Origin of the sequence: Shewanella sp. YQ_9, from assembly GCF_043103185.1 — a bacterium.
Taxonomy (GTDB): Bacteria; Pseudomonadota; Gammaproteobacteria; order Enterobacterales; family Shewanellaceae; genus Shewanella; species Shewanella algae.
This window is the reverse complement of record NZ_JBICJO010000079.1, coordinates 1-24265: the sequence shown is the minus strand read 5'-3', so window position 1 is coordinate 24265 and position 24265 is coordinate 1. Positions and strand designations below refer to the sequence as shown.

The following is a 24265-nucleotide window of genomic DNA, read 5'->3' as shown; positions in this document are numbered from 1 at the left end:
GGATTGGCAGGCATTACATAACTGGCGACAGGAGAAAGCCAATGAGTCTGATAAACAGTGATGCCGCTACGCAAAAGGGATTCAGCATTGCCTCCTATATGTCATCGCTACTCAGTGCAATTGGCGGTGCATTAACGCTGAACGACATTGCCGTGTTGCTGGGTATAGTGCTGGCACTTTTTACCTGGGCTGTGAATTGGCTCTATCAATTCAGGCGTGATCGCCGTGATGCGGAGCGCCACTCTTTGGAAACAAAGCTGCTCAATGCACAACTGGAAAAACTGGATGGCAGTTAATGGCCAGAATAAAACCTCAGGAGGACGCTGCCGTTCTTCTGAACAAAACCGATCTGTGCAAGAGTCTGGGCATAAGTACCACGGCGTTCGATAAGTGGGGAGTTCCTGTTACCAAAAAGCACGGCCGTCAGAGTTTATATTCCGTGGCCGATGTAGTGGCCAACCGGGTTGGCCATGCCGAGCGAAAGTTTGCTGCATCAGTACCAGAGGATGATCCCGAAAAGCCAAACCTCGACTTTGAGCGCTGGCGTCTGACCAAAGCTCAGGCGGATGGGCAAGAGCTCAAGAACGATAAGGACCGAAAGTTAGTTGTAGAGGTTGGTTTCGCCACTTTCCTTCTTAACAAAATAGCGGTGCAAATTGGTCCAATCCTCGACCAGGCACCGCTCAATGTCAAAAGGCAACACCCCGACACCGACGAACACCAACTGGAAACCATGCGCGCCGAAATCATCAAGGCGGGCAATATCGCGTCAGGCATCGGGGAACGTATAGAGGATTATCTGGATGAATATCTCCGCAGCACAGATTAACAATCTGAAAGCTGCGGTTACTGCTGGACTCAAAGCCATGTGGCGCCCGCCAAGGATGACATGCGCTGAGTACGCCGATGAGCATTTTTATATGTCGTCTGAGTCCAGTTACTCAGAGGGTAAGTGGAAGAGTCTGCCGTTCCAGGTTGGCACTCTCAATGCCATGGGTAACGACCTGATCACCACTCTGAATGTGATGAAGTCTGCGCGGGTTGGTTACACCAAAATGCTGATGGCCAATGCCAGCTATAAGATAGAGCACAAAAAGCGCAATGTGCTTATCTATCAGCCCCGCGATAAGCAAGCCGTCAGCTTTATGAAGAAGCACGTTGAAACGGCTATCCGAGACATTCCAGTATGGCGCGCTCTTGCGCCATGGCTGGGGAAAAAGCATAAAGACAGCACGTTGGAAGATAAGATGTTTTCCAACGGCAAAACCTTGATGGTTCGAGGTGGCACGGCTGCTGCCAACTATCGTGAAATATCAACCGATGATGTGATTTACGATGAGCTCGCCGGCTTCGATGAATCCATTGAGCATGAAGGCAACGCTACCGGGCTTGGTGATACTCGAGTTGAGCTGTCGGTGTTTCCCAAGTCTATCCGTGGTTCAACGCCAAAGATCCTTGGCCACTGTCAAATGGAGAAGGCCTGCAGCGAAAGCCCTCACCATTTTCATTTCTATTTGCCGTGTCCTCACTGCGGTGAGTTGCAGCGGCTTAAGTGGGGTGGCAAAGACGAGCCCTTTGGTATCAAGTGGCATGGGGACGACCCCAAAACCGCCTATTACCTGTGTGAACACTGCTCCTGCGTAATCGAAAACAAATGCCTCACGGCCATGCAGGAACACCCTGATGCCAAGTGGATTTGTGAGAAAACAGGCATCTGGACCAGAGATTTTCTGGCGTTCTTCGACAGCGAAGGCCGCGAGATAGCTACCCCTGAAAACGTTGCTATCTACATTTGGTCGGCCTACAACCCCCTTTCAAGTTGGCGAAAGTTGGTGGCCGACTTCTACAAGGCCAAGGACGACAAAGAAAAGCTGCAAACATTCGTCAATACCAAGCTCGGCCAACCCTGGGATGATGACACCGGCGAAAAGCTGGAATGGGAAGAACTGGCCCGCCGCCGCGAAATGTATCCGGATGGCAAAGTGCCTGCCCGGGTGGTGTACCTCACCGCCGGGGTCGATACCCAAGACGACCGCTACGAAGGCAGGGTTTGGGGCTGGGCAGCTGGGCAGGAAGCCTTTTTAATCGACCGCTTTATCCTGAACGGCAAGCCCGATAGCCAAGAGCTTTTGGATAAGGTGGCCGAGCGGCTTAATAGAACCTACACCAGAGCCGATGGCATTGTGATGCCAATTGGAATTGTGGCGTGGGACTCAGGCGGGCATTACACCGATGTGGTGTATTCCATGAGTAAAAAGCTTGGGGTAATGCGGGTTATCCCCATCAGAGGCGCAAACGTTTACGGCAAGCCTATTGCCAATTTCCCCCGTAAACGTACCAACAAAGGCGTGTACCTAACTGAGGTTGGCACCGACAACGCCAAAGAGCTGGTTATGTCGCGTTTGCGCTTACAGCCAGATTTGGCATTGCCCAAACCAGGTGCCATTCACCTGCCGCTCAATGAAGCGGTATGTGATGACGCAGAGCTGCAGCAGCTCACCGCCGAGCGAAAAATCCCGGTGCGCCGAGATGGTCGCATTGTGTATCGCTGGGATGCAGGCAAAAAGCGCAACGAAGCGCTGGACTGCTTTGTGTATGCCCTGGCCGCGCTCTATATCGCCATTGAGCGTTTCGGCATAGATCTCGAAAAGCTAAGCCTGCAGGCCGTAAGTCAGGAAAGTGAACCTGAGCCTGAGCATACCCAACCAAAACCCAAACCCCAAAAAACAAAATCCAGCGAGAGCAATGGCTGGCTGAAAACGTCCGGCGGAGGCTGGCTGTGAACAAAGAGCAAATCGAGAAAATGATTGCCGTTTATCTGCAGGCTGAAATTGATGTGTTGGCCGGCAAGTCCACCACTATCAACGGCAAGCAGCTGGCAATGGAAGATCTGGAGTCCATTCGCAAAGGCCGTCAGGAATGGGAACGGCGGTTGGCATCCATAGGGCGCCAACGTGGTGGTGCCAGCCTGGCCACTTTCAATTAAATCAACACAAACCCGAGGGCATTCATGAGTTGGCTCAATGACATCATTGCCACAGTCTCGCCCGCGTGGGCGCGAAACCGTGCAGTTGCCGCAGTGCAATACCAGAATATCAGGGCGTATGAAGCCGCCAGCCCAAGCCGCACTCATAAGGGCAAGCGTGAAGGCCGAGGTGCAAACCAGGCAGTATTCGCCGCCGGCAAAAACTTGCGAGAGCAAGCACGCTGGCTGGATGAAAACCACGATCTCAGTATCGGCATTCTCGACAGGCTGGAAGAGAGGGTGGTCGGCGCCAATGGTATTGTGGTGGAGCCACAGCCAAGAGACATGGCGGGCAATATACTCGGTGACTTTGCCGAAGAATTGGCGCGCCGCTTTGCTGCCTGGAGTCTTAAGCCTGATGTAACAGGGCGCTACACCCGCCCAGAGCTTGAGCGTTTAGTGCTTCGCACGGCATTGCGGGATGGTGAATGTTTTGGCCAGCATGTGGTTGGCAAAATCCCTAGTCTTATTCACCCCAATCCACAGGGCACCCCTTACTCTATCGAAGCTCTTGAGCCTGACTTTGTTCCCTATGAGCTCAACGATACGGCAAAGAAGATCCGCCAAGGACTAACCGTGAACGACTGGGGCCAGGTCACTGCATATAACGTACTCAAGCAGCACCCCGCTGATGTCATGGGGTTCAAGCACGTTACCAAACAGATCCCTGCCAAGGCCATGATGCACTTGGCCCAGCTCAAGCGCCTGCATCAGTTGCGCGGTGTGAGTGTGTTTCACAGCATTCTCACCCGTCTGGCCGATATCAAGGACTACGAAGAATCCGAACGGGTAGCGGCGCGGATTGCTGCGGCGCTGGCGTTTTACATCAAGCGCGGCAACCCCGATATGTACACCGGCTCTGGCGATAACGGAGGCAGCCGGGAAATCCCGATTGCCCCCGGCATGACCTTTGACGACCTCGCACCCGGCGAGGATGTCGGCATGATTGAGAGCAATCGCCCCAATGTCCACATGGTGGACTTCAGAAATGGCCAGTTGCGTGCAGTTGCGGCCGGAACACGTACCAGCTACTCAAGCATCGCCCGCGAATATGCCGGTAGTTACTCAAGCCAGCGCCAGGAGTTGGTTGAGCAGGATGAATCCAACCGCATCTTGCAACAGTGGTTTTGCGCCGGCTGGTCACGGCCTGTTTATCGCCAATGGCTTGTCGCCGAGCAACTTAACAAAGTTGATCCGTTAAAGCTGCCTAGAGAGCTGGATATTCGCACGTTATTTGATGCCCAGTACTACGGGCCAACCATGCCATGGATTGACCCTCGCAAAGAGGCCGAGGGCTGGGAAATGATGATCGCGGGCAATGCTGCGACAGAGGCCGAGTGGGCTCGGGCGCGAGGCCGCAACCCTGCAGAAGTGAAGCGTCAGCGCCGCCGCGAAGTTGAATACAACCGCGATAACGGCATGTTGACCGCCAACGATCCAGACCCAGAAACCAACGGAGCTAAAAATGAAACGAACTCATCTAGCGGCAGCGTGCGCGACCGCGCTAACCAGCGCCGCGCTGATCGCGCCGCAAGGCAACAGCGTGACGCCGATTAAAGGTAAATACGAGATAAAGGCCTCTGCAGAAGGAGCCGTGACTCTGACCATGTACGGCGACGTTGGCTGGGACTTTACCGCCAAGAGTATTGCCCGCGACATTGCTGCTGTACCAAAAGTTACCTCTGTCACGGCTTACATTCAGTCTGGCGGTGGCAGTGTGATGGATGGCTTCGCAATTTATAACATTATCGCCCGCATGCCAGTTCCAAAGACCTTATATGTGGAGGCTGTAGCAGCATCCATGGGGTCAGTGATCGCCATGGCATTCGACAAGTTGATCATGCCTGCAAATGCTTTTCTGATGGTCCATTCCAACTGGGGTGGCGCTTGCGGAACTGCTGAAGACTTACGCGATTATGCCGATCTGCTTGACCGTTGGAAGGAGAGCATGGCCAAAGCATACCGTGATAAAACCAAACAGCCTGATGAGGTTATCAATGGCTGGATGAGCAAAGACACCTGGTTCAGTGCTGATGAGGCTCTGGCCGTTGGCCTTGCTGATGAAGTGATTGAGCCAATTGAAATGGCCGCCTCGATTGACCCCAAACGACTCCAGGAGTATGACAACATGCCGGATAAACTGAAAGCCCTGTTCGCACCGCAGGGGAATGCAGGTGCAACCACTCAGCAGCCAGCTGCTACAGTAGCCACTACAACTCAGCAGCAAGCCGTTGCGACAACTACACAACAACTTGGTTCTCAGCCAACGCAAGCGCAGATCAATGCGGCTGCCGCTGAGCTGAACCGCACCCGGGTTGATGGGCTGAACACCTTGTTTGCCAGTTGGCCTCAGTTTGCCGAGCTGAAAAACGAGTGTATTGCTGACGTTGAAATGACCGCTGAAAAAGCCAAGGACAAGATCCTGGCTAAACTCGGTGAGAATACTACCCCTGCAGCAGCCCAGCCACGCAGTGTGATCATCCATGCCGGCAACGGCAACATTGTCGGCGACTCCATCCGTGCGCAGTTGATGGCGCGCGCCGGTTACGCCGAGCGCGAAAAGGACAACGGCTACACCAGCTATGGCCTGCTGGAACTGGCCCGCGCCTCACTTACCGACCGTGGTATCAGTGTGGCAGGCTACGATAAAATGGGCATGGTGGGCTTGGCCTTTACCCACTCAAGCAGCGACTTTGGCAATATCCTGCTGGATGTGTCGAACAAGTCGGTGCTGATGGGTTGGGAGCAGGCCGAAGAATCCTTTGAACGTATCGCCTACAAGGGCCAGCTTGGCGATTTTAAAGTGGCGCGCCGCATTGGTCTCAATGAATTTGGCAGCCTACGCCAGGTGCGAGAAGGTGCCGAGTACAAACACATCACCACCAGTGACCATGGTCAGAGCATCGCGCTGGCCACCTATGGTGAGATTTTTTCCATCACCCGCCAGACCATTGTTAACGATGACATGGACATGCTGACCCGCGTCCCGATGATGATGGGGGCTGCGGGCAAAGGCACCATCGGCGACCTGTTCTGGGCCGTGCTGACCAGCAACGCCAAGATGGGCGATGGCAAGGCGCTGTTCCACGCCGACCACGGAAACCTGGGCAGTGGTGCGCCGTCGGTTGAAGCCCTGTCTGTGGGTCGCAAAAACATGCGTCTGCAAAAGTCAGGTGGCCGTAACCTTAATATCCGCACTGAGTTTGTGCTCTGTCCGGTGGCGCTTGAGGACACCTTCAACCAGATCATCAAGTCAACCTCTGTTAAGGGCACCGATGCCAACTCGGGCGTGGCCAACCCTGTGAAGGACATGGCCGAGGTAATTGGTGAGCCGCGTCTGGACGACCACAGTGCTGTCGAGTGGTACCTGGCTGCAGGTCAGGGGCGTGACACTATTGAGGTTGCCTACCTGGATGGTATCGACAAACCCTATATTGAGCAGCTGCAGGGCTTTAACATTGATGGTATCGCCACCAAAGTGCGCATTGATGCTGGTGTTGCAGCCCGTGACTATCGCGGTCTGTACAAGTCTTCAGGCCAGTAACATTCACTTCCGGTTTAAGCCGCCTTCGGGCGGCTTCTTTATATCCGAAATCTAAAAGGACAGCCCAATGAAAAACCTTATTCAAGATGGCACCACCATTACTCACGCTCCAACCGTGGCGGTTGTGAGTGGTACTCCTGTGCTGATTGGCGCAATTATTGCCGTTGCCTTGGCTAATGTTCCGGCAAATACACCTGGCACTTTTATTCCAGAAGGCGTGTTTGAACTCGCCAAAGCCCAGGCTGACGATATCGGCCAAGGCGCTCAAGTGTATTGGGATGCAGCTGCCAAGGTGATCACTACCACAGCCACAGATAACACCCCGGCAGGTAAAGCCTGGGCTGCTGCCGGTAACGGCGCGCTCTATGTCGAAGTGAAGATCAATGTCTGACATTGATCAGCTCTTTTCCATGAGTAGAGCAGACAGACAGGCGGCGAAGTTTCGCCGTCTGTTTGAACGCATGGGGCAATGGTGCAGGATTGTTCCTTTCGACGGCGCTGAGCCCGTTGTAAGGCTGGTGAATCTTGCCGGCTCAAAAGGCGAGATAGCCGCATCAGCAGGCAATGAATACATGCCTGAAAAAATTATGCAGGCCGAGTTTCTGGTGCAAGATGGCAAGGTTTTCTCCGGCGACACTGTTGAGCTTGGAGACATTGATGCACATGGTGATTTTGTTGCCGATGGCGCCAAACTGAAACTGACTCTGCTTTCGGCAATAGACGCAGTGTCTGTCACTTATGTTTATTTGGAACTGTAATGGCCAGCATTCGAGCTGAGGGGTTCAACGCTGTCGCCAGAGAATTGCAGCGAATACGAAATGCCCAGGCACCGGCTATCGCTGCAGCTGTGAAAGAGGCCACCCGTTTTGGCGAAGAACTGGCAGTTAACGAAGTATTCAAGCGTTACGGCTTTCGTGATCGTAGTTATGTTGCCCGCCACTTGTCAGTTTCATTTAACGAACGAACTCTGCAGGGGCGAGTTTCAGCGCGCTATCGCCCCAGCACTTTAAACCGATTCATTGTCCGCCGTAATACCCGAACCAGCAAAGGCGGCGGCAGCGCAGTTCCTGATGGCATAACGATAGCGGCTATTCGCAACAAACCAACATGGTTCAGAGGTGCGTTTACATTTATTGGCCGCAATGGCAATGAGCTGATGGTGTCGCGCCAAAAAGGTGATAACCGCTGGCGCAGCCTTAAGGGCCGTAAAACCCTATACGGGCCCAGCGTTGCCGGTTCATTCGGTGTTATCAGGGATGAAATAGAGCCCCCCATTATCCGCCATTTGCGTGAGCGGTATCGGCATCACGCCAAGCGTTAGGACATTCCATGATCAACGACATTATTGAACGGCTGCAGTTGGTGCCGGGCGCCACTGTGCGCGAAGGCTTTTATGCCCAGTCATTGGTGCGTGAATCTAAATTCATATTCCTGCAACCGTACACAAGCAAAGCAGACATTCCAGGTATGCAACCCAAATACAAAGAAGGCCTCACTTTGCAAATTGTGGCTGGCATCAAGATACCTGGTTTTACCCAACCTACCAGCGAGCTGATCAATCTATCCAGAGAAATCCGCTCGTGCCTGTTTTCTAACCAACGGGATCCCGCTCGGCCCAACTGGCTTAATGGCGCCTTTGGCCTTGCAGAGTCCGAAGAATGCAAATTCATCATGCCGGAAGCTCATGAACACCACGGCTTGGCAGTGATCACCATCTCCATTTCAAACAGCCCAACCTTCGAGGATAGATTATGAGTGTAATAGTCAAAGAGTCGTACATCGGCGCCGGCATCGTGTACGTTGCCGGCCGGGATGTTGGCAACGCATCCGGCGTTGAAGTTTCAATCGAACAGGAAGGAAAGTCTCTGCCAAACCATCGTGGTGGTGGCGGTAACTATGACTCAGTTACAAAAGTGTCATCTGTAAAACTCAAGATGACACTCAACGCATTCAGCAATGAAAACCTGGCGCTTGCGCTGCGCGGCAAAGTTTCAGTGCTGACAGCTGATCCTGTTGATAATGAGCTTGTTGTTGCAAAACTGGATGGCCTGGCCCCAACCGAGAAGTTGATAGACATATCCCAGCCGGTAACCGTCACCAATAGTGATGGCACCACTGAATACGATGTGGACGTTGATTACTACGTTAGCGCTGCTGGTATCCGCGCCATTGGCACAGGGACGATTGTCGATGGGGCGCAGCTGAAGGTGTCCTATACCTCTGCTGCCGGCAACGCCCTCGAAGCATTGACCGAGGCCGGTGTTACCGTCCCTGTGGTGATCGACGGTATGAACGATGCAAACGGCAAACCTTGTGTGCTGAGGTTCTATCTGTGGAAGCCTTCGCCAACGTCCAGCCTGTCATTGATTACCGATGACTATGGTTCATTCGACATTGAGGGCGAAGTGCTCGCCAACGATGCGATAGTTGCCGCCGGCAAGTCGAAATTCTTCAAGCGCCTGGCTGCTTAATAGTAGTCGTTTCAGCCGTACTGCTGCCTTTGGGCGGTAGTGCGGCTTTTTCTTTGTTGAGCCAATTCGGAAATCTCTATGAGCTTTAAAGACCAAGTGATCAACCTGATCATTCAGGGGCGGGATCTCTTTAGCAGCGAAGCCAAAAAGTCTGAAAAGACGTTGGCCGAGTTGGCTGAACAAAGTGAAAAACTCAACCAACGGCTGGAAGAATTACAAGACCAAAAGCAGGCCGTTGATACAATTGATGATTTAACCGCTGCGGTAAGCAAGGGCACTCGTTCATATTCAGAAGCTACCGCGGCACTTGCAAAGCTGCAGCAGGAACAACGCGACGCAGCCGGCTCTGCCAAAAAACTACAGCAAGAACAGGCTCAGGCTGCCACTCAAACCGCAAAGCTTGAGCAGGATTATCAGCAGCTGAGTGATGAGCTGCAACAATACAACTCTCAGATAGATGCTACGCGGGCCAGGCTTGAACAACTGACAGCAGAGCAGCAATCCGGGGCCGTGGCCAGCGGCAAACATGCAACTGCCATAGCGGCTGCCAAAGCTGATCTGCAGGCGCTGGAGCAGGCTCAGTCATCAACCAGAACCGCCGCCGACCAGCTTAACACTGAGTTGGAACAACAGCGCCAGGTACTAGATAGGCTCAATACTGAATCAGATGAGGCGGCGCTGGCCAGTGCCGACTATGCGGCTAAAGTAAAACTCGCCAGGGGCGAACTTAACACACTGGGCTCAAGCCTCAACAAAAACCAGCGCACGCTTAATCAGCAAAAGGCTGTTCTCGATAAAGCCGGGATCAGCATGGATAAGCTGGCCGAAGCCAGCGAAGACCTGAAACAGCAGCAAGCGGCGGCTGAAAATGCGCTTGAGGGCGTTAATAAAAACCTGGCGCATCAGAACAGGCTGCTTGATGAAAGCAGCAAAGGCGCCGAGGATTTTGGCGGTTCAATAAAACAAGCCACGGCATCACTGCTTGCCATGGCTTCGGCTTATATCGGTGTTGATCGCCTCTGGGCTAGTTTGACAGGCATCTTATCGGCAGGTGATAAGGCCAAGGCATTCACTGCCCAAATGACTGCCATGATGGGCAGCTTGTCTGCCGGCGAACAGGCCACCGCTTGGATTAAAGAGTTTGCAAACAATACCGGCTCAAAACTCGATACTATCAAGCAGGCCTTTGCCAGCCTGAAGGCGTTTGGTATAGACCCCATGAATGGCAGCCTGCAAGCCATGGTGGACTATAACGCCAAGCTCGGCGGTAGCCAAGAAAAGCTAGAGGGCATAATTCTTGCCGTCGGCCAGGCGTGGGCTAAGCAAAAGCTGCAAGGGGAAGAGATACTGCAGCTTGTTGAGCGTGGCGTGCCCGTGTGGGAGCTGCTGGAGAAAGTCACAGGCAAGAACACGGTGCAGCTTTCAAAGCTTTCCGAACAAGGCAAGCTCGGGCGTGAAACTATCCAAGCCCTGTTTGAGGAAATGGGCAAGGGCGCCAACGGCCAAGCCGCAAAATCACTCGAGCGCCTTTCCGGACAGGTCAATGTGCTGTCAAACAATTGGGAATTGTTTCAGCAGAAAATTGCCGATTCAGGTCTGTATGAGGTTGGCCTGCAGTTTCTGGATGATCTCAACAACAAATTTGATGAGCTCAACGGCAATGGCAAGCTGCAACAGGCTGCTGCGGATATCAGTAACTTCTTCTCCACTATCATCAAAGATGGCGGCGAAAGTCTCACTGCAACCATTGATAACATCCGCGCTTTCACTCAGGGGTTAACTGTTGTTGGCGCCAGTATTCAACTGGTTTGGAACGGTATCACTGCAGGCCTGTCCACACTGGCAATGACCGCCACGGCTGCCTATGCGACCATTCTCAGCGGTTGGGCAAAACTGCTTGATGCTGTTGGAGTAGATGCTCTGGCTGCCAAAATCCGCGAGGCGACCGGGGCCATCTATGCGATCTCCAAAGGTTTCAAGGATCAGGTAGAGCAGGACGGCGCCGATATTCGTCAGGCATGGACAACTGTTACTAAAGCGATGGCCAAGAGCAGCAAGGACTCTTACAAAGCCAGCGCAACTGCCGCCAAAGAATCTGCCGCTGAACAGAAAGCAGCGGCAAACGAAACATCCAGCGCACTCGACAAACAAGCCGCAAAAGCCAAGGCCTATGAATTAGCTATGGCCAAGGCTGGGATCACAACCGTTCGAGCTCTGCGCGAGCAGGCTGATATTGCCAAGTCAACGTTTGCTCAAGTTTCCGCGGCCCTGAAAGACGGTACCGCATCAGCCTATGATCAAAAGCAAGCGTTTTTGGAGTGGGCTGAGGCTGAGGTAAAAGTGGCTGCAGCTGGAAAGCAGCAGGTTTCGGTAATGGTACAGCAAGCCGCCGCGGCCCTAGGCTTAAACGCTGAATTGCAGCGACTCATTGCTACTCAGCAAAACTTGAGTAACTCGCAACAGAATGTTGAGCAGGGAGCTGACAACACCGCAGACTCAGTGGAGCAATCCGGCGAGCGAATGAATCAGGCCATGCAGGATGTCGGCGACACTACTGAGAATGTTGGCAAACAGGTATCCGGGGTAGCGGCTGTTATCAGTCAAGCCGGTTATGCAGCTTATGCAGCGGTAAAAGAACTCAGCGAGGGAACGGTTGCGCTGTTCAAATCGCTGACATCAGGTGTCGCTGCATATAACCGTGAGTTGTCTGATATTGAGCAAACGCAAGAGAAAATCGAAAACCTGCGGCATGCCATTAACGAGCTTTATCTTGAGCAATCAAAAACACTCGATTTTACCCGTCTGCGCCGCTGGCAGTATGAGCAGGACATAGCCAGCAAATCTGCTCAAATGGCCTACTACGAGCAGCGTGTAGAGTTGCTGAAGTTAGTTGAAGCATTAGACGATACTGACAGTGCCAACATGCAATTGCTACGTAGTGCCGAACACGCAAGCAAGACCCTGGGGCTATTGAACGAACAGGATCTTGATCTGCTCACTGCCGCAATAGATAAGGCGCGTTCGAGAATGGACGCTCTGAAAGACTCGGCATCAGACACGCTCAGCTCATTGCTTGATGAGCTGGACGAGTACGAAGGTCGCCAGGCAGATATTGAGAAGCGCCGTTATCAGCAGGAGTTGGCCGATATCAAAAGCCAGCTGGCGGCCGCTGAAAAGACTGGCGACAGGGAGCTGCTTGATCAACTGCGCCGCGCCGAGCAGACGCTGAACAAAGTTTACAAGTATCGCACTGAGGAAGTTAAAGCCCAGCAACAACAAAACCAGCGCGACACTCAATCAAACCCCACTTCTACCCAGCAGCAAGCCCAAACAAAACAAACAACCAGTCAGGCCAGTTTCGGCAATAGCTATAACGCCACACTGACTCTGATTGTTGAGGGGCGCCGTACCCAACTGGATACCAATAAAGATCAGTTGGACGAGCTGCTGCGTTCTATCGAGAAAGCAAAACTGACCCAGGGGGGCTAATGCAGCGCATTGACACCATTATCCCAGAGCACCAGCAGTTGCTCTGGTTGAACCAAAACGAACAGCAGCGAGTAATGGCTGTGGCAGAGCGCGGCGGGAATGGGTCCCTGATATACGAGCAATTTGTTTTGCCTGGCGGGTTCCCTTTGGTCATCGGCACCGCCAACTCGGGAATGACCCGCGCAGATTTTGAAGCGCTGCAACAGCACAACTATTCAACCCTCACACCGTTTGAACTGGAGCTCGATGGCAACAGCTGGAATGTGATCTGGGATAACCGCGATGGCCCGGCTGTTGTCGGGGAGGATCTATTCCCAACAGTCGGCGGCGACTCGCTGCTGAGCAATGTCGTTCTTAAATTCCTGACTGCAGAGGCATAGCATCGTGATTAATCGGAACAATCTGATAGTTTACAAACCCGAAAAGCTTGGCCAGAACGAAGATGCCGGGGGCCAGCGTACTCTTAACCCCATTCGGTCGGGGATCCTGAATGAATTATTCCGGGCCATTTCCGATGTGGATCACGCTGAGGCCGCCATTGATATCGCCAAAGCGTTTCCGTCACTGGTCACCCAGGACACGGCAACACTGCGCGGGGCGCATGTTTTCTGGTCTTCGCCCCCTCAGGATCCTCTGGTCAATCTGTTTCTGGTGGAGTCGCCAACCCTGGATGATGCCAGCCGCATGCCGGAAATGGTTAACGCCATTGAGTCATCGGTTACTGCTGGTTCACTGTTTCGATCCGGGGCGCCCGGGTTCCTGCCAAATCAAAACTCTTTCAGCCGCGAATATCTGGAAAGCATTTACATGCTGAACGGCAAAGAATACGTGCGCCGGATAGATCTCAGAGTAGGGCAGATCATTGCCATTTCAACCGAGTATGAGGGCCAGGAGGATAAGAACTGGCCGCGCCGCACTCATTACGCAATGGTGACTGAAACCAATGCCCCAGGTAACAACATCGGCAACATAGTGTTTGACCCGCCGATTGATTTTGCGACCCCTGAGCATGACAGGTTGATCAACGGTGAGGCCAACTGCACCAAGCTGCGCCTCACCAACTCGGCCGACAATGTGATTTTCCACGGTGTCACTAAGCTAACCGCTCCCGCCGCTTCCGGCGATAACAGCCTGGCGGTGAAAGAAACCAAGCAGCAACTGCTGCCTGCGATTGTTACCGAGCAAACCAAGGCGGGGATCCGTATCACTGCAGGCGATAACAGCATTGTGCGCAAGATAGTGACTACCGCCGCCAGTGGCGCCCAGAGCTACAGCTGGCCCGCTGTTGATGTGCTGCAGGGTGAAAACCAGAACGTGGATTATCAGCCGGTGATTAGCTTCATTTCCGGCGGCGTGATCTACGGTAATGAGGAAGCCGTGGTCACTGTGGGCACGGGTGAAATTGCCGCGACACTGACACGAAAGCCGGATTTGGGCTCGGAAGTGTCATGTGCCTATATCAGCTCGGATGTGTATCAAGAACACATGCTGGCTGACCCACTGCCCCAGGGTGCGATAATCGCAGAAGGCAGCTTTTTTGGTAGCGCTGTCGAAGACTCAAACGGATGGGGCGCCCCGATTACGTCAGAGAAAGATAGTGCTCTATACAGCTTTAACACCAGAGTTGCGATTGTTGACTATGAGGGCGGCATAGTCACATTTGAACAGGGATACAGTGACCGTGACATACAGTTTTTGATCCGCAGCCAGGTAGGCGAAACAGAGTGTGCCTTTAATCTCAACTCGCAGGATCCTCTGCTGGACTCGCTCTATATCCAAGTGCAAGCGGTTGCCGGTTCACTGCTCAGCGCCAGCGGCAATAATGACGGAACGGTAACCGGCGCCGGGGTAAACGGCACTATCAGCAACGGCCTGGTAACCCTGACGTTTGATCAGCCGGTAAACCTCAGCACTCTGACCTATGACCTCACTGAACGTGTGCGGCTGCTGCCGCCGCCAGAAATGTATGGCCTTAACCCGCTGAGGATCCCCGGCGGTGGCCAGGTCGATATTTTCCGCAAGTTCGGCACTGTCAGCGTTCAGCACAGCAACTTTCAGCCGGTGAATAACCCGCAGGCAGGGCAAACGCTCAACGTGCGCCAGAATGCCCGTTTTGTTGATATCACGGATGCCGATGGCCTCAGCCTCTGGACAATAGACGATCAGCATTTCGAGCATGACAAAGAAACCGGCGTGGTAACAATCCAGAGCGCTTTTCCTGGCTTCACCGCGCCTTTCATTCTGTCAGACACTATTGGCGAGCTGGCCATGGTAACCGGAGTATCAGATAACTCTTTGCTGCTCGCCGGCCAGTTGAAAAATGATTATCAGCTTGGCGCCACAGTATCGAGCATTCTCAAACTTGGTGAGCTGGAATCCCGCATCGGTGAGGTGCGCGATATGACCGCCTGGGACGGCAATTGGGATCAAGACGGGGCGCCAGCAAATGGCAGCTTGAACGTGATTGAATACCCCATCGAAGTGGTCAACGAAAGCGCGGTAAATGAAGACTGGGCGCTGGTGTTTACCGGCTCAGGGGAAACCTTCAAGCTCATTGGCCGCGGTCGGGGCCAGGTGGCCACTGGTGACACATTGAATGACTTTATTCCAAACAACCCGGCTACAGGACTGCCATTTTTCATCATTCGCCAAGGCGCGTTCGGCGGCGGCTGGCAACCGGGTGAAGCGGCCAGGTTCCAGCAGTATGCTGCATCAAAACCAGTCCAGGCAATTCGCTCAGTCCAGAGCGGCCACAGCCAGATAACCGATGATAAATCTGTGCTCAGCTTCCGTGGTACCGAATCGTAATCAAAGTCTCAGCCCAACCGGGCCTTAATTTGGAGTTTATCAAATGTCTTTACCAGTAACGGTTTACCGCTGGGACGATCCCGGCGCACCTCAGCTGCAAAATAGAACTTATGCTGAATGGATTGAGATCCTTCGCAAGTGCTTGGTTGATGGATATGGCACCAAACAGCCTGCCGGGTGGAGCGTTATTTTGGACGATGCCGCAAACAACTACACGATTTTCAAAACTGCTGACACTGTACCTGGCTATCCTGGTGGTTGCATGTGGTTGTCATCAAAGAACAAGAATGGCAGCAATAATGAAATTATGCAGGTAAGAACCGCTCCGGCAATATCATTGTCCAATCCTGATTGGGCTTCTGTTCCGGGTGTAAGTTACCTTTTTTCTTGGGGTGGTTCTTACGCTACAAAGTGGATCGTTATTGCCACTGCCGTTTCGTTTTACATCATAACCAGCTCAGACTATAGGCCGACAATGGCACAGGGCACCTATGAGCATCCAGCATTCGGGATCGGTAGCATTGACAGCTTTTACGTTAATGATGTTAACGGCTTCGGGATTCTGACTGTTCATAACAATTCAGACAACCTTAACTCTTCATGGCAGTTTGCCCTTGGTTACACCAACAGTACTTCATTAGTTGGAAGATATGGACAGGTCACAGGTGAAGATACCAGAAAAGTTCATGAGGCAGCCATGTTCTTTCCTATGTCGCAATCTCTTTCCACTGCGCACAATGGGGAGGGCTCGCCAAACCCAATATACTCGAAAATGGCCATAGTCATGGACGCATATAATGCATCAAACACCGGCGACGCATACAAGGACTCAGAGGGAGTATTATTCAAAGATAGCCTGTTACAGCCTCTAATAAGAGGGCAGTTCCCTGGGTTGTTGCTGAGTTCATCGCCCGCATATTCTGATGCTCTTTTCCCGGTCACCAAAGTGATTAATGGGGTAGAACACTATTTGGTTCCCAACCCATATAACGGAGCTTGCCAATACTGGATTAATGCGGAGTCATGGTATGAGTAAAGTGCTTGTAGCTTCACAAGATAAGACTATCCCCCGCAATATGTCGAAACTGACCATTGTTAACGCCGATGTTGCGGCTGAGAGATACATGGTTATTGACCGTGATACCTGCAAGGTATTGCGGGTCGGTGTGTTTGGCAGTTCCCACGACAGAACGCTGATATTTTCTCCAAGATATCAGCACACAAACTCAGTGATATTGATGATACTGGATGATGACAAGCAATATGCTGCCGAGGTTATCGACGGCATAAAGCTGGAGGCTGCTGATGCGAATATTCCAGTAGTGTAAGGATAACCGATGAGATTCAGCAAAGCATGGATCGAGCTTCAATCGCCGGTATCACCAAAATTCGATAAGGGCGGGGTAACCATCACATTCAGCCGACCATGGCAGAATGTGACTTCACCCGTTGAGATAAAGTTTGGTGGTGATATCCCACCGGATCCCGGGCCGGATATTCCAGAGCCGTCTCTTGGCGCCGATATCGCTATTCGCTGGATCCATATTCAGCAGACTGAGCAGCAGCTGCAGCTGCCTATGGTTGGGCCGCACACTACGGCCCAGCTGGCACTTAGCTGGCAGAGCCCGACGACCATTGCCGACCGGCTGCAGGTTTACTGGAGCCAAGGCAGGCAGCATGGTATTGAGGTACTGGCAAACTGGCAAAGTAAAGATGCCCTGCAGCATTCAACTGCAGTTGCCTGGCGCCTGCCGGTACCGCTGCAGACGGCCGCCGGTATTCGCTGGTTAAACCCTGCAGCCTGGCAAGCCATCTGGCAGCTTGGATGGAAAGCGCTTAGCAGTGTTTATTTACCTCAGCCCATTGCTTGGGCCTTTGGTATTGAATGCTATGGCGAAACCGAGATCAGCTACAGCCATGAAGATCAGCGCGGCGCAGAACCTGCCATAGCCTGGGGGCCGCATCGGGGTGTTTGGATTTGCTCTGATGCCTACCTGCCACCTGAGCCAGGGCCAATCACTATCCGTTTCAGTGAATCTTGGCAGGACAACCAGAGCCCAGTCAGCTTGAAGTTCAAGCCAAACCCACGGCATTGCTACTGGGATGATGGCGGCGGCTTGATAGATGCCAATCCGGTTCAGCCACCGCTTGATCTCAAAGTCCCCATTGAACCCCAGATCCGGAGACTGTATTTAATGCAACCGACACTGACCTGTCACCGCCTCTCTGATAACCGCGAGCTTGTTATTACTGAATGCAGCATTACTGACAGCCGCAGCCAGTTTGTGACCTCTGGCAGTATCAAGTTTTCAAGCAAAGTGGATGCGCTTCTTGCCGTTGACGAGGTGCTGAGAATTGGCATTAACGGCTATGAGTTTTACCTGCTGGCCGAGGCGCCGAGCAGCAGCGAAGCATGGGCCTCTAACAGCTACACCTCAGCCGCCAGGGGCCGGGCTTCTCAGTTGGCATGGCCCTGGAAGCGTGAGATCAGTTACCACAATCAAGCGGCCCGGTCATTCGCCGGTTGCCTGAGCGATATTGTAGCCAACAGCGGCTGGAGCATTGAACTGGTTCAGGTACCTGACTTTGTGATCCCGGCAGGGGTTTGCTCAGTTAGCGGCAAAACGCCGCTGGATGCCGTGGCCGAGTTGGCCGGGCTGGTTGGCTGCATGGTGGACCCGGACGAAGATAACAGCAAACTCAGGATCCTGCCGCGCTGGACCTATACGCCCTGGAGCATGGCCGCTGCAATTCCTGACGTATTGCTGCACGATGCGGTGATCTTCAATCACAGCGAGCAAACAGAACGTGGCCAGCAATGCAATGTCGCCTGGGTGCGCGGGGAACAACAGGGCGTTTCGGTAGAAGTTCGGCTTAATGGTACCGCCGGTGACGAACCAACAGACGATATCAGCAACATGCTGATTGTTGATACCCAAGCCGCCAGGCTGGCAGGTACCAATGCCATTGCCGATTCAGGTACCAAGCGCCGAGTCAGTATCAACACCACAGTGATGGCCGACTTGCCGCCGCTGCGCCCTGGCCAGCTGATTGGTATTACCTGGCGCGGTGAAGTCTATAAGGCGCTGTGTGATACCGTGACCATCAGCGCAAACATGAGCAGTAGCGGCCTTACCGTGCGCCAGAACGCTGGTTTAATCAGACAGGGGGCATAATGCTGAAACAACTGAAACGTGAGCTGCTGCCAGCGCGTGAGATAGCGAAGGTCAACGCAGAGAACGCAGATGGCACAGTGACTGCTACCACGCGCAGCGGTAAAACATTCAGGGCAACAGGCAGCGGCAATGTTGGCTCATACGTTTATATTCAGGATGGCCGGGTACTGGGCCCGGCGCCCGACTTGCCGCACTCGCAAATCCTTGTGTAGACTGAAACAGATCAAGGAGGAACAGCAGCATGAGAACGATAGCGCTAATATTGGCCCTGGGTTCTTCGGCAGCATTTGCAGAGGTGTACGAGTGCGAGCCTGGGGTTTTCCAAGCAGAGCCATGTAGCATTGACAGCAAGCCGTTAGAGCTTCGACAAGGATCCAACGTTGAATACCGGGTCCCACCTAAAGTGGAATATGAACCTGCTGTGGAAGAAAAACCTTCCACAGACATGACCAATAATCACCCTTGTTATGGGAAAAAAATACCACGTGATGCAATACGTTGGCGGCATTTGGCTATTTGTATGACCGAGAGCCAAATGCTGAGTATTGCTGGGCCTCAGCAATACAACGTTTATGAGTATTATAAAGACGGTAAGCATTACAAAGAGTATCGGTTCACCGAACCCCGTTATGGATTTCCGTCTTATGCGATAGTGGAAGGGGGGTATGTGGTCGATCCTGGCGGCAGCAAGAGTTTTTCTAACTCCCAATAGCAACTAACAGCGCCAGTAACGTAGCCCACAATGACCATTTGGACATCAGCAGTGAACGATGGGAAATATGGTCATTGTACGCTTGCGGGGTAAGCTCCCATTTTACATAGGATGCATGCGAGTATGTTGAATCTACCTTAGTATTGAATTCCAGATGGCCTTCCCATAGATCCAAGCAAATGCTCCGCAATACCGTGGCAACGGTGTGAACACCTATACCGTTTAGCTCCTTCGAATTTGATGCAGAGAGCACGCTGAATCCATTTTTCCCGTGATCTAAAACGTATTGGGTTACACGAACTATATCAGGTTGACTATTCTTGTAACGATTCTGCTTGGTAAATGATAGCAAGCTAGTGAATGTCATCGTCTTTCCTTCATGGTTTACAGTGTTTCCCATACTAGCCATTGTTCATTTCCCCGTCACCTGTACCCGTTAACGGGTACATCAACTTGAATAATCCCCAAATCGCATACTAAACTGTATATATATACAGTATGGTTTGTGTCAAATGAAAGTCATTCCTTTACTCGCAAGAGCCGGGATAACAGGCTTCGAAAGCCCGGCAGCGGATTATTATCAACTTCCGTTGAGCTTAGATGAGCTCTTGGTTGAACATCCCAGTGCTACATTCATAGGACAAGCAGCAGGGGATTCTATGCAAGGAGTTGGCATTTTCGAAGGAGATATTTTGATCGTAGATAGGCACATAAAAGTGTTGAATGGGGATGTCATTGTGGCAAACCTCAATGGTGAATTTGTATGCAAGTTAATCGACACTGGCCGCAGACAACTGGTCTCTGCAAATGAACATCATCAACCTGTTCCTATCTTTGAGTGGGATCAGTTTTCGGTTGAAGGAGTGGTTATCCGTTCTGTGCGTTGCCACCGCCCCAGTAGACTGCTTCATTCTTGCTAATGTTTGCTTTAGTTGATGCCAATTCTTTTTACTGTTCCGCTGAACAGGTATTTAGACCAGACTGGCGTGGTAAACCACTGGTTGTGCTATCCAACAACGATGGCTGTGTTGTGGCAGCCAACAAACAAGCCAAACACGCTGGGGTTGAAAAATTTAAGGCTTACTTCGAGGTTAGGGAGCTTTGTCAACGGGCTGGCGTAATTGCTCTTTCATCCAACTATGAACTGTATGGTGATCTCTCAGCGAAGATGATGCAGATCATTGGCCGTTTTGCCCCCGAACAGCATGTATATTCGATAGACGAATCCTTCCTCTCGTTTGCCCGAGGTAATTTGGAAAGCAAATGCCTGGTAGCGCAAGGTACCGCGATTCGTCGTGCTGTTTGGAAAGAAGCTCGCTTGCCAGTATGTGTCGGTATTGGTTCAACGTTAACGCTTGCAAAAGCTGCCAATCACGCAGCTAAAAACCTTGATGGTTTTAATGGCGTATGTGTGATTGATTCTGAAGTAACTCGCCGTCATGTGCTTGAGCAAATTGGCGTAAGTGATGTGTGGGGAATTGGCCGGCGTATCTCAGCAAAACTCTTGATGATGAATGTCAAAACTGCTTGGCAGCTTGCCTGTTTACCCCCAGGGCTTGTTCGAAAACAGTTCAATATTGAGATAGAAAGAACGGCAAGAGAATTGTCCGGTTTACAATGCAAGCAATGGGACGAAGCACGGGTAGATAAAAAGCAAATTTTTTCTACTCGCTCAGTTGGTGAACGGATAACTGATGTTCAATCTCTGGCCGAAGCTATCGCTAAGCATGTTGGAGTAGCAGCTGCGAAAGCAAGAAAGCAGGGGAGCCTTACCAGCGCTATATTGGTGTTTGCTAACAATAGTCCTTATGATGAGCGGCCCGTTGGGTTTAAGCAGGTGGTACGGATCCCGGTACCAACTAATTGCTCTACGGTTCTCACCGCAGCAGTAAGTCGAGTCGTCCCTGAACTTTATCGCCCAGGTGTGCGCTACTACAAAATTGGCGTTGGTTTACTCGACCTCATAAGCGACAAACACTTCCAGCCAGATCTATTTACACCTTCACCAGCGGACCCTCGTCTTATGCAGGCATATGACGCACTTAACAACCGTTATGGATCCGATACCCTTTTTATTGCCGCTCAGGGGATTGAACAGAAATGGTCAATGAGGCGTCAGTTACTAACCCCGCAATACACTACCAATTGGCATCACTTACCAATGATCAGCTGTAAGTGAAGGTTAAGGAAGATCGGGGGGAGGCGGGCTGAATCCCATGACACAAATAGTCTATATAAGTGGCAAATGAGTGTTGTGTACATTGGTGAGTACATTTTAGAAAGGCTTGTCTTTAAAAATCTTATTTTAATCAATGCGTTGTTGTTTTATGTTTCATAATCATGCCAGAATATGGAAGGCTGAGGTTGGGCTTGACTCATGCTGATGACTTTGGCTCTGTAGACAAAAGCTTATCTTAACATTTTTTTACGGAAATGGGATTTTGCCAGCATTATCGCTGGTATTTCGGTTAAAAACCGCCCTTGGTGAATCGATGGCCTCTGGTTACAATAAGCGGCCTGCCGGCAGGGACAACGAGGTTCGGATTACCCGAAGGGATGCAGATGTACAGTCAGTTTTTCAGTTCACCCACCATAGTCAATCTTTCAATGCCGACTAGGTTGTGCCTCAGCCTGCCGGACAGTGTCAGTGATTTTGTGTTGTCGGAGGCCTTGCGCTCGCCGCTGCTTGAGTGGGTAATGCTTGAAGGAGAAGACAAGGCTTCGCAGGGGCAGTTTATTTTGAGGCTGCAACCTTTTCTGACTCAGCAGTTGCTACCCTTGGAATCCGTCAGGAAGGATGGAGTGTCGCGCACGGCAGGTCAGGGCTTTAGACTCTACTCTGAAGTTGGAACCAGTACTTCAAGTTGCATCGCTGCCCTGAGGCAGGGAGTGTGTCTCGATTTATGGCCGGGGCAGACATTTCTCTGCTCGTTACAAACCGGCAGATTCGAGCTGCTGCCCCTGGAGCAGGATTTGCGTTTGTCCCAGGAGCCAAGAGAGATCATTCTGGCCAAGACAGCGTTGGCCGAAGCTCAGGATTATCAAGCCAGTAGTGAAAAGTTGGCGGTGCAACTCAGTGAAGTGACTCAGGCTCGAATCAGGCTGGAACGATACCAGCAGGCGCATGGGGCTAAATTGCCCGAAGGCCTGCTCAATGAAGTCTGGCATCTGCTCACAGGTCTATCTCAGAAACGCCAATGGCTGCTGCGATGTTATAATCAGTCGCTTGAGCGTCCCAATTACCGCCAGAGTGCCAACCATGATGGCACCGAAGAAAGGCTCAGGCGCGCGCTTGAGTGCTATGAACTCTTGTCATCGCCGGAGCTCAATGCCATGGTCAGGCAGTTGACCGACGAAGAGTAAAACCACCTTGGGCTGCAAAGCCCAATTCTGATGGAAGTAATGCATGACTTATATTTGTCCCCTGTGCCGCAGCGAGTTGGTGCAGGACGGAAAACAATGGCGTTGTGGCCAAAACCACAGTTTTGATCAGGCAAAGGAAGGCTATGTCAATCTGTTGCCGGTGCAGAAGAAAAACTCCCGCGATCCCGGTGACAACAAGCAGATGATGCAGGCCAGGCGCGCTTTTTTGAACGCCGGCTATTATCAGGCTCTCAGCGACAGGGTCAACGAGCTGGCGCAGGAGTATGGCAAGGGACAACCCGAGATTTTAGATCTGGGCTGCGGTGAAGGCTACTACAGCGAGCGTTTGCAACAAGCTGTTGGTGGCGAACTCTATGGATTGGATATTTCCAGAACCGCGATTCGCTATGCCGCCAAGGCACATCCCCAGATGCGCTTTTGTGTGGCCAGCGCCTACGACATGCCTTTTGCCGATGCTGCTTTTGATCTCATGTTGCGTATCTATGCGCCATCAAAAGATCAGGAGTTGGCGCGGGTGTGTAGGCCAGGCGGCATTTTTATCTGTGTATCCCCAGGCCCCAGACATCACTTTCAGTTGAAAGAGATCATCTACAGTGAGCCAAGAGAGCATGAGCAGACCAAGTCAGAGCTACCGGGTTTTGGTCTGCTGCATGATGAGCGATTGCAGTGGCCGCTGGTTTTACCGGCCGGACAGGTTTGCAATGACTTTTTGGAGATGACTCCCTATGCCTGGAAGCTCAGCGCCGAACAAAAACAGCAGCTACAAGCTGAGGGATTGGGTTGTGAGCTGGATTTTTACATTCAGGTTTACCGGCGTAATACATAAGACGTAGAACTATAAGATAGGTTTCAACTTGTTACGGCAAATACTCGAAATTTAAGTAAAAAAAACCTCAAGGGCTCAATTAAGTTTGTTGACTTATCTCCAGAATGATTTATAGTCTACTTAGCTTGAAAGTTGGGCTTATTTTTATGTCTTCAATACGACCAGTTCGTCCTGTAAACATAAGTAATACCGGCATTTTCAGCTCCACCGCCGTTAAGGCTTAAAAGATAGTTTTATTTACAGGATTTATATCATGTCACAAGTAACTGGTGTAGTTAAGTGGTTCAACTCTGACAAAGGTTTCGGTTTCATCGAGCAAGAGTCTGGTCCAGACGTGTTTGTACACTTCCGCGCCATCAACTCTGACGGCTTCAAGACTCTGGACGAAGGTCAGAAAGTATCCTTCACTGTTACTCAGGGCCAGAAAGGTCCTCAAGCTGAAAACGTTTCTGTTATCGGCTAATCGCTTTTCGGGGTAACCCGAGCGATACAGTAATAAACCGCGTGAACCTACACTCTTTGGTGTAAGGAAGCGCGGTTTTTTTATGCCTTGATTTTTATGTATTGGCTTTTTATGTCTTCATAGTTAAGCCAGCTCAATTTCTATCTCTTCAGTCTTTTATCTCTTCAACAAGTGGTCTCTGGCTAGAGCTTTTGTTCTAATTTGTAGTGATCTCTCAACTTAAGATTAACTTATTTCAAGCTATTACTCTGTTTTAAAAAATATACCTTCATTTATCCCGATAACCGCAATTGAGTCTCTGATTTATCCGATTTTGGCAGGCCCCCGGTACGACTTCTGTCAGGCCCAAGCCACTCCTTACGAAAAA

24 protein-coding genes are annotated in these 24265 nt (G+C 51.7%); all 24 read left to right on the top strand.

All coding sequences use genetic code 11. The features are described 5' to 3' along the window. The first annotated feature begins 41 nt into the window (after nt 1-41). The 24 genes from ACF8D4_RS22490 (at nt 42) to ACF8D4_RS22375 (ending at nt 23898) form a co-directional block, all read left to right on the top strand. Complete coding sequence (locus ACF8D4_RS22490; RefSeq protein WP_123115644.1) at nt 42-296, top strand: HP1 family phage holin; 255 nt, start codon at nt 42-44, stop codon at nt 294-296. Beyond that, nucleotides 296-829, top strand: a complete 534-nt coding sequence (locus ACF8D4_RS22485; protein ID WP_219017681.1) for a terminase small subunit — start codon at nt 296-298, stop codon at nt 827-829. The genes ACF8D4_RS22490 and ACF8D4_RS22485 overlap by 1 nt, the downstream gene beginning before the upstream one ends. Beyond that, on the top strand, nt 804-2783 hold the full coding sequence (locus ACF8D4_RS22480) for a phage terminase large subunit family protein (RefSeq protein ID WP_392469031.1): 1980 nt from the start codon (nt 804-806) through the stop codon (nt 2781-2783). Before ACF8D4_RS22485 ends, ACF8D4_RS22480 begins: the two co-directional genes overlap by 26 nt. Then, a complete protein-coding gene (locus ACF8D4_RS22475) occupies nt 2780-2986 on the top strand; it encodes a hypothetical protein (protein ID WP_107110136.1) in 207 nt (68 codons plus the stop codon). The genes ACF8D4_RS22480 and ACF8D4_RS22475 overlap by 4 nt, the downstream gene beginning before the upstream one ends. A gap of 24 nt (nt 2987-3010) precedes the next feature. After that, nucleotides 3011-4582, top strand: a complete 1572-nt coding sequence (locus ACF8D4_RS22470; RefSeq protein WP_345854230.1) for a phage portal protein — start codon at nt 3011-3013, stop codon at nt 4580-4582. After that, nucleotides 4491-6569, top strand: a complete 2079-nt coding sequence (locus ACF8D4_RS22465; protein ID WP_345845663.1) for a ClpP-like prohead protease/major capsid protein fusion protein — start codon at nt 4491-4493, stop codon at nt 6567-6569. Before ACF8D4_RS22470 ends, ACF8D4_RS22465 begins: the two co-directional genes overlap by 92 nt. 67 nt (nt 6570-6636) lie before the next feature. Next, nucleotides 6637-6960: a DUF2190 family protein gene (locus tag ACF8D4_RS22460; RefSeq protein ID WP_392469029.1), complete on the top strand. Its 324-nt coding sequence runs from the start codon at nt 6637-6639 to the stop codon at nt 6958-6960. Continuing rightward, nucleotides 6953-7327 (top strand): hypothetical protein, encoded by a 375-nt coding sequence (locus tag ACF8D4_RS22455; protein WP_392469026.1) that lies wholly within the window; start codon nt 6953-6955, stop codon nt 7325-7327. The genes ACF8D4_RS22460 and ACF8D4_RS22455 overlap by 8 nt, the downstream gene beginning before the upstream one ends. Beyond that, a complete protein-coding gene (locus ACF8D4_RS22450) occupies nt 7327-7890 on the top strand; it encodes a hypothetical protein (protein WP_392469024.1) in 564 nt (187 codons plus the stop codon). Before ACF8D4_RS22455 ends, ACF8D4_RS22450 begins: the two co-directional genes overlap by 1 nt. A gap of 8 nt (nt 7891-7898) precedes the next feature. After that, on the top strand, nt 7899-8324 hold the full coding sequence (locus tag ACF8D4_RS22445; protein ID WP_335899815.1) for a hypothetical protein: 426 nt from the start codon (nt 7899-7901) through the stop codon (nt 8322-8324). Continuing rightward, complete coding sequence (locus ACF8D4_RS22440; protein WP_392469021.1) at nt 8321-9040, top strand: hypothetical protein; 720 nt, start codon at nt 8321-8323, stop codon at nt 9038-9040. The genes ACF8D4_RS22445 and ACF8D4_RS22440 overlap by 4 nt, the downstream gene beginning before the upstream one ends. A gap of 78 nt (nt 9041-9118) precedes the next feature. Then, nucleotides 9119-12529 carry a tape measure protein gene (locus tag ACF8D4_RS22435; protein ID WP_392469018.1) on the top strand — a complete coding sequence of 1137 codons (3411 nt, stop codon included), beginning with the start codon at nt 9119-9121 and terminating at the stop codon, nt 12527-12529. Continuing rightward, a complete protein-coding gene (locus ACF8D4_RS22430) occupies nt 12529-12909 on the top strand; it encodes a hypothetical protein (RefSeq protein ID WP_392469016.1) in 381 nt (126 codons plus the stop codon). The genes ACF8D4_RS22435 and ACF8D4_RS22430 overlap by 1 nt, the downstream gene beginning before the upstream one ends. 4 nt (nt 12910-12913) lie before the next feature. Beyond that, on the top strand, nt 12914-15337 hold the full coding sequence (locus ACF8D4_RS22425) for a hypothetical protein (RefSeq protein WP_392469014.1): 2424 nt from the start codon (nt 12914-12916) through the stop codon (nt 15335-15337). 43 nt (nt 15338-15380) lie between these two features. Next, nucleotides 15381-16373 carry a hypothetical protein gene (locus ACF8D4_RS22420; RefSeq protein ID WP_368881133.1) on the top strand — a complete coding sequence of 331 codons (993 nt, stop codon included), beginning with the start codon at nt 15381-15383 and terminating at the stop codon, nt 16371-16373. Continuing rightward, nucleotides 16366-16665, top strand: a complete 300-nt coding sequence (locus ACF8D4_RS22415) for a hypothetical protein (RefSeq protein WP_392469011.1) — start codon at nt 16366-16368, stop codon at nt 16663-16665. The genes ACF8D4_RS22420 and ACF8D4_RS22415 overlap by 8 nt, the downstream gene beginning before the upstream one ends. Before the next feature lie 9 nt (nt 16666-16674). After that, a complete protein-coding gene (locus tag ACF8D4_RS22410; RefSeq protein WP_392469010.1) occupies nt 16675-18513 on the top strand; it encodes a hypothetical protein in 1839 nt (612 codons plus the stop codon). Continuing rightward, a complete protein-coding gene (locus ACF8D4_RS22405; RefSeq protein WP_025009603.1) occupies nt 18513-18725 on the top strand; it encodes a hypothetical protein in 213 nt (70 codons plus the stop codon). The genes ACF8D4_RS22410 and ACF8D4_RS22405 overlap by 1 nt, the downstream gene beginning before the upstream one ends. Before the next feature lie 29 nt (nt 18726-18754). After that, nucleotides 18755-19225 (top strand): hypothetical protein, encoded by a 471-nt coding sequence (locus ACF8D4_RS22400; RefSeq protein WP_025009604.1) that lies wholly within the window; start codon nt 18755-18757, stop codon nt 19223-19225. Between the two features lie 512 nt (nt 19226-19737). Next, complete coding sequence (locus ACF8D4_RS22395) at nt 19738-20145, top strand: LexA family transcriptional regulator (protein WP_208134432.1); 408 nt, start codon at nt 19738-19740, stop codon at nt 20143-20145. Further along, on the top strand, nt 20145-21404 hold the full coding sequence (locus tag ACF8D4_RS22390) for a Y-family DNA polymerase (RefSeq protein WP_392469007.1): 1260 nt from the start codon (nt 20145-20147) through the stop codon (nt 21402-21404). Before ACF8D4_RS22395 ends, ACF8D4_RS22390 begins: the two co-directional genes overlap by 1 nt. A gap of 383 nt (nt 21405-21787) precedes the next feature. Next, entirely contained in the window at nt 21788-22588 is an 801-nt protein-coding gene (locus tag ACF8D4_RS22385) for a hypothetical protein (RefSeq protein WP_261752469.1), read from the top strand. A gap of 43 nt (nt 22589-22631) precedes the next feature. Further along, a complete protein-coding gene (gene rlmA, locus ACF8D4_RS22380; RefSeq protein WP_208135702.1) occupies nt 22632-23435 on the top strand; it encodes a 23S rRNA (guanine(745)-N(1))-methyltransferase in 804 nt (267 codons plus the stop codon). A 253-nt stretch (nt 23436-23688) separates the two neighbouring features. Next, nucleotides 23689-23898, top strand: a complete 210-nt coding sequence (locus ACF8D4_RS22375; RefSeq protein ID WP_025009607.1) for a cold-shock protein — start codon at nt 23689-23691, stop codon at nt 23896-23898. Nucleotides 23899-24265: the final 367 nt, after the last annotated feature.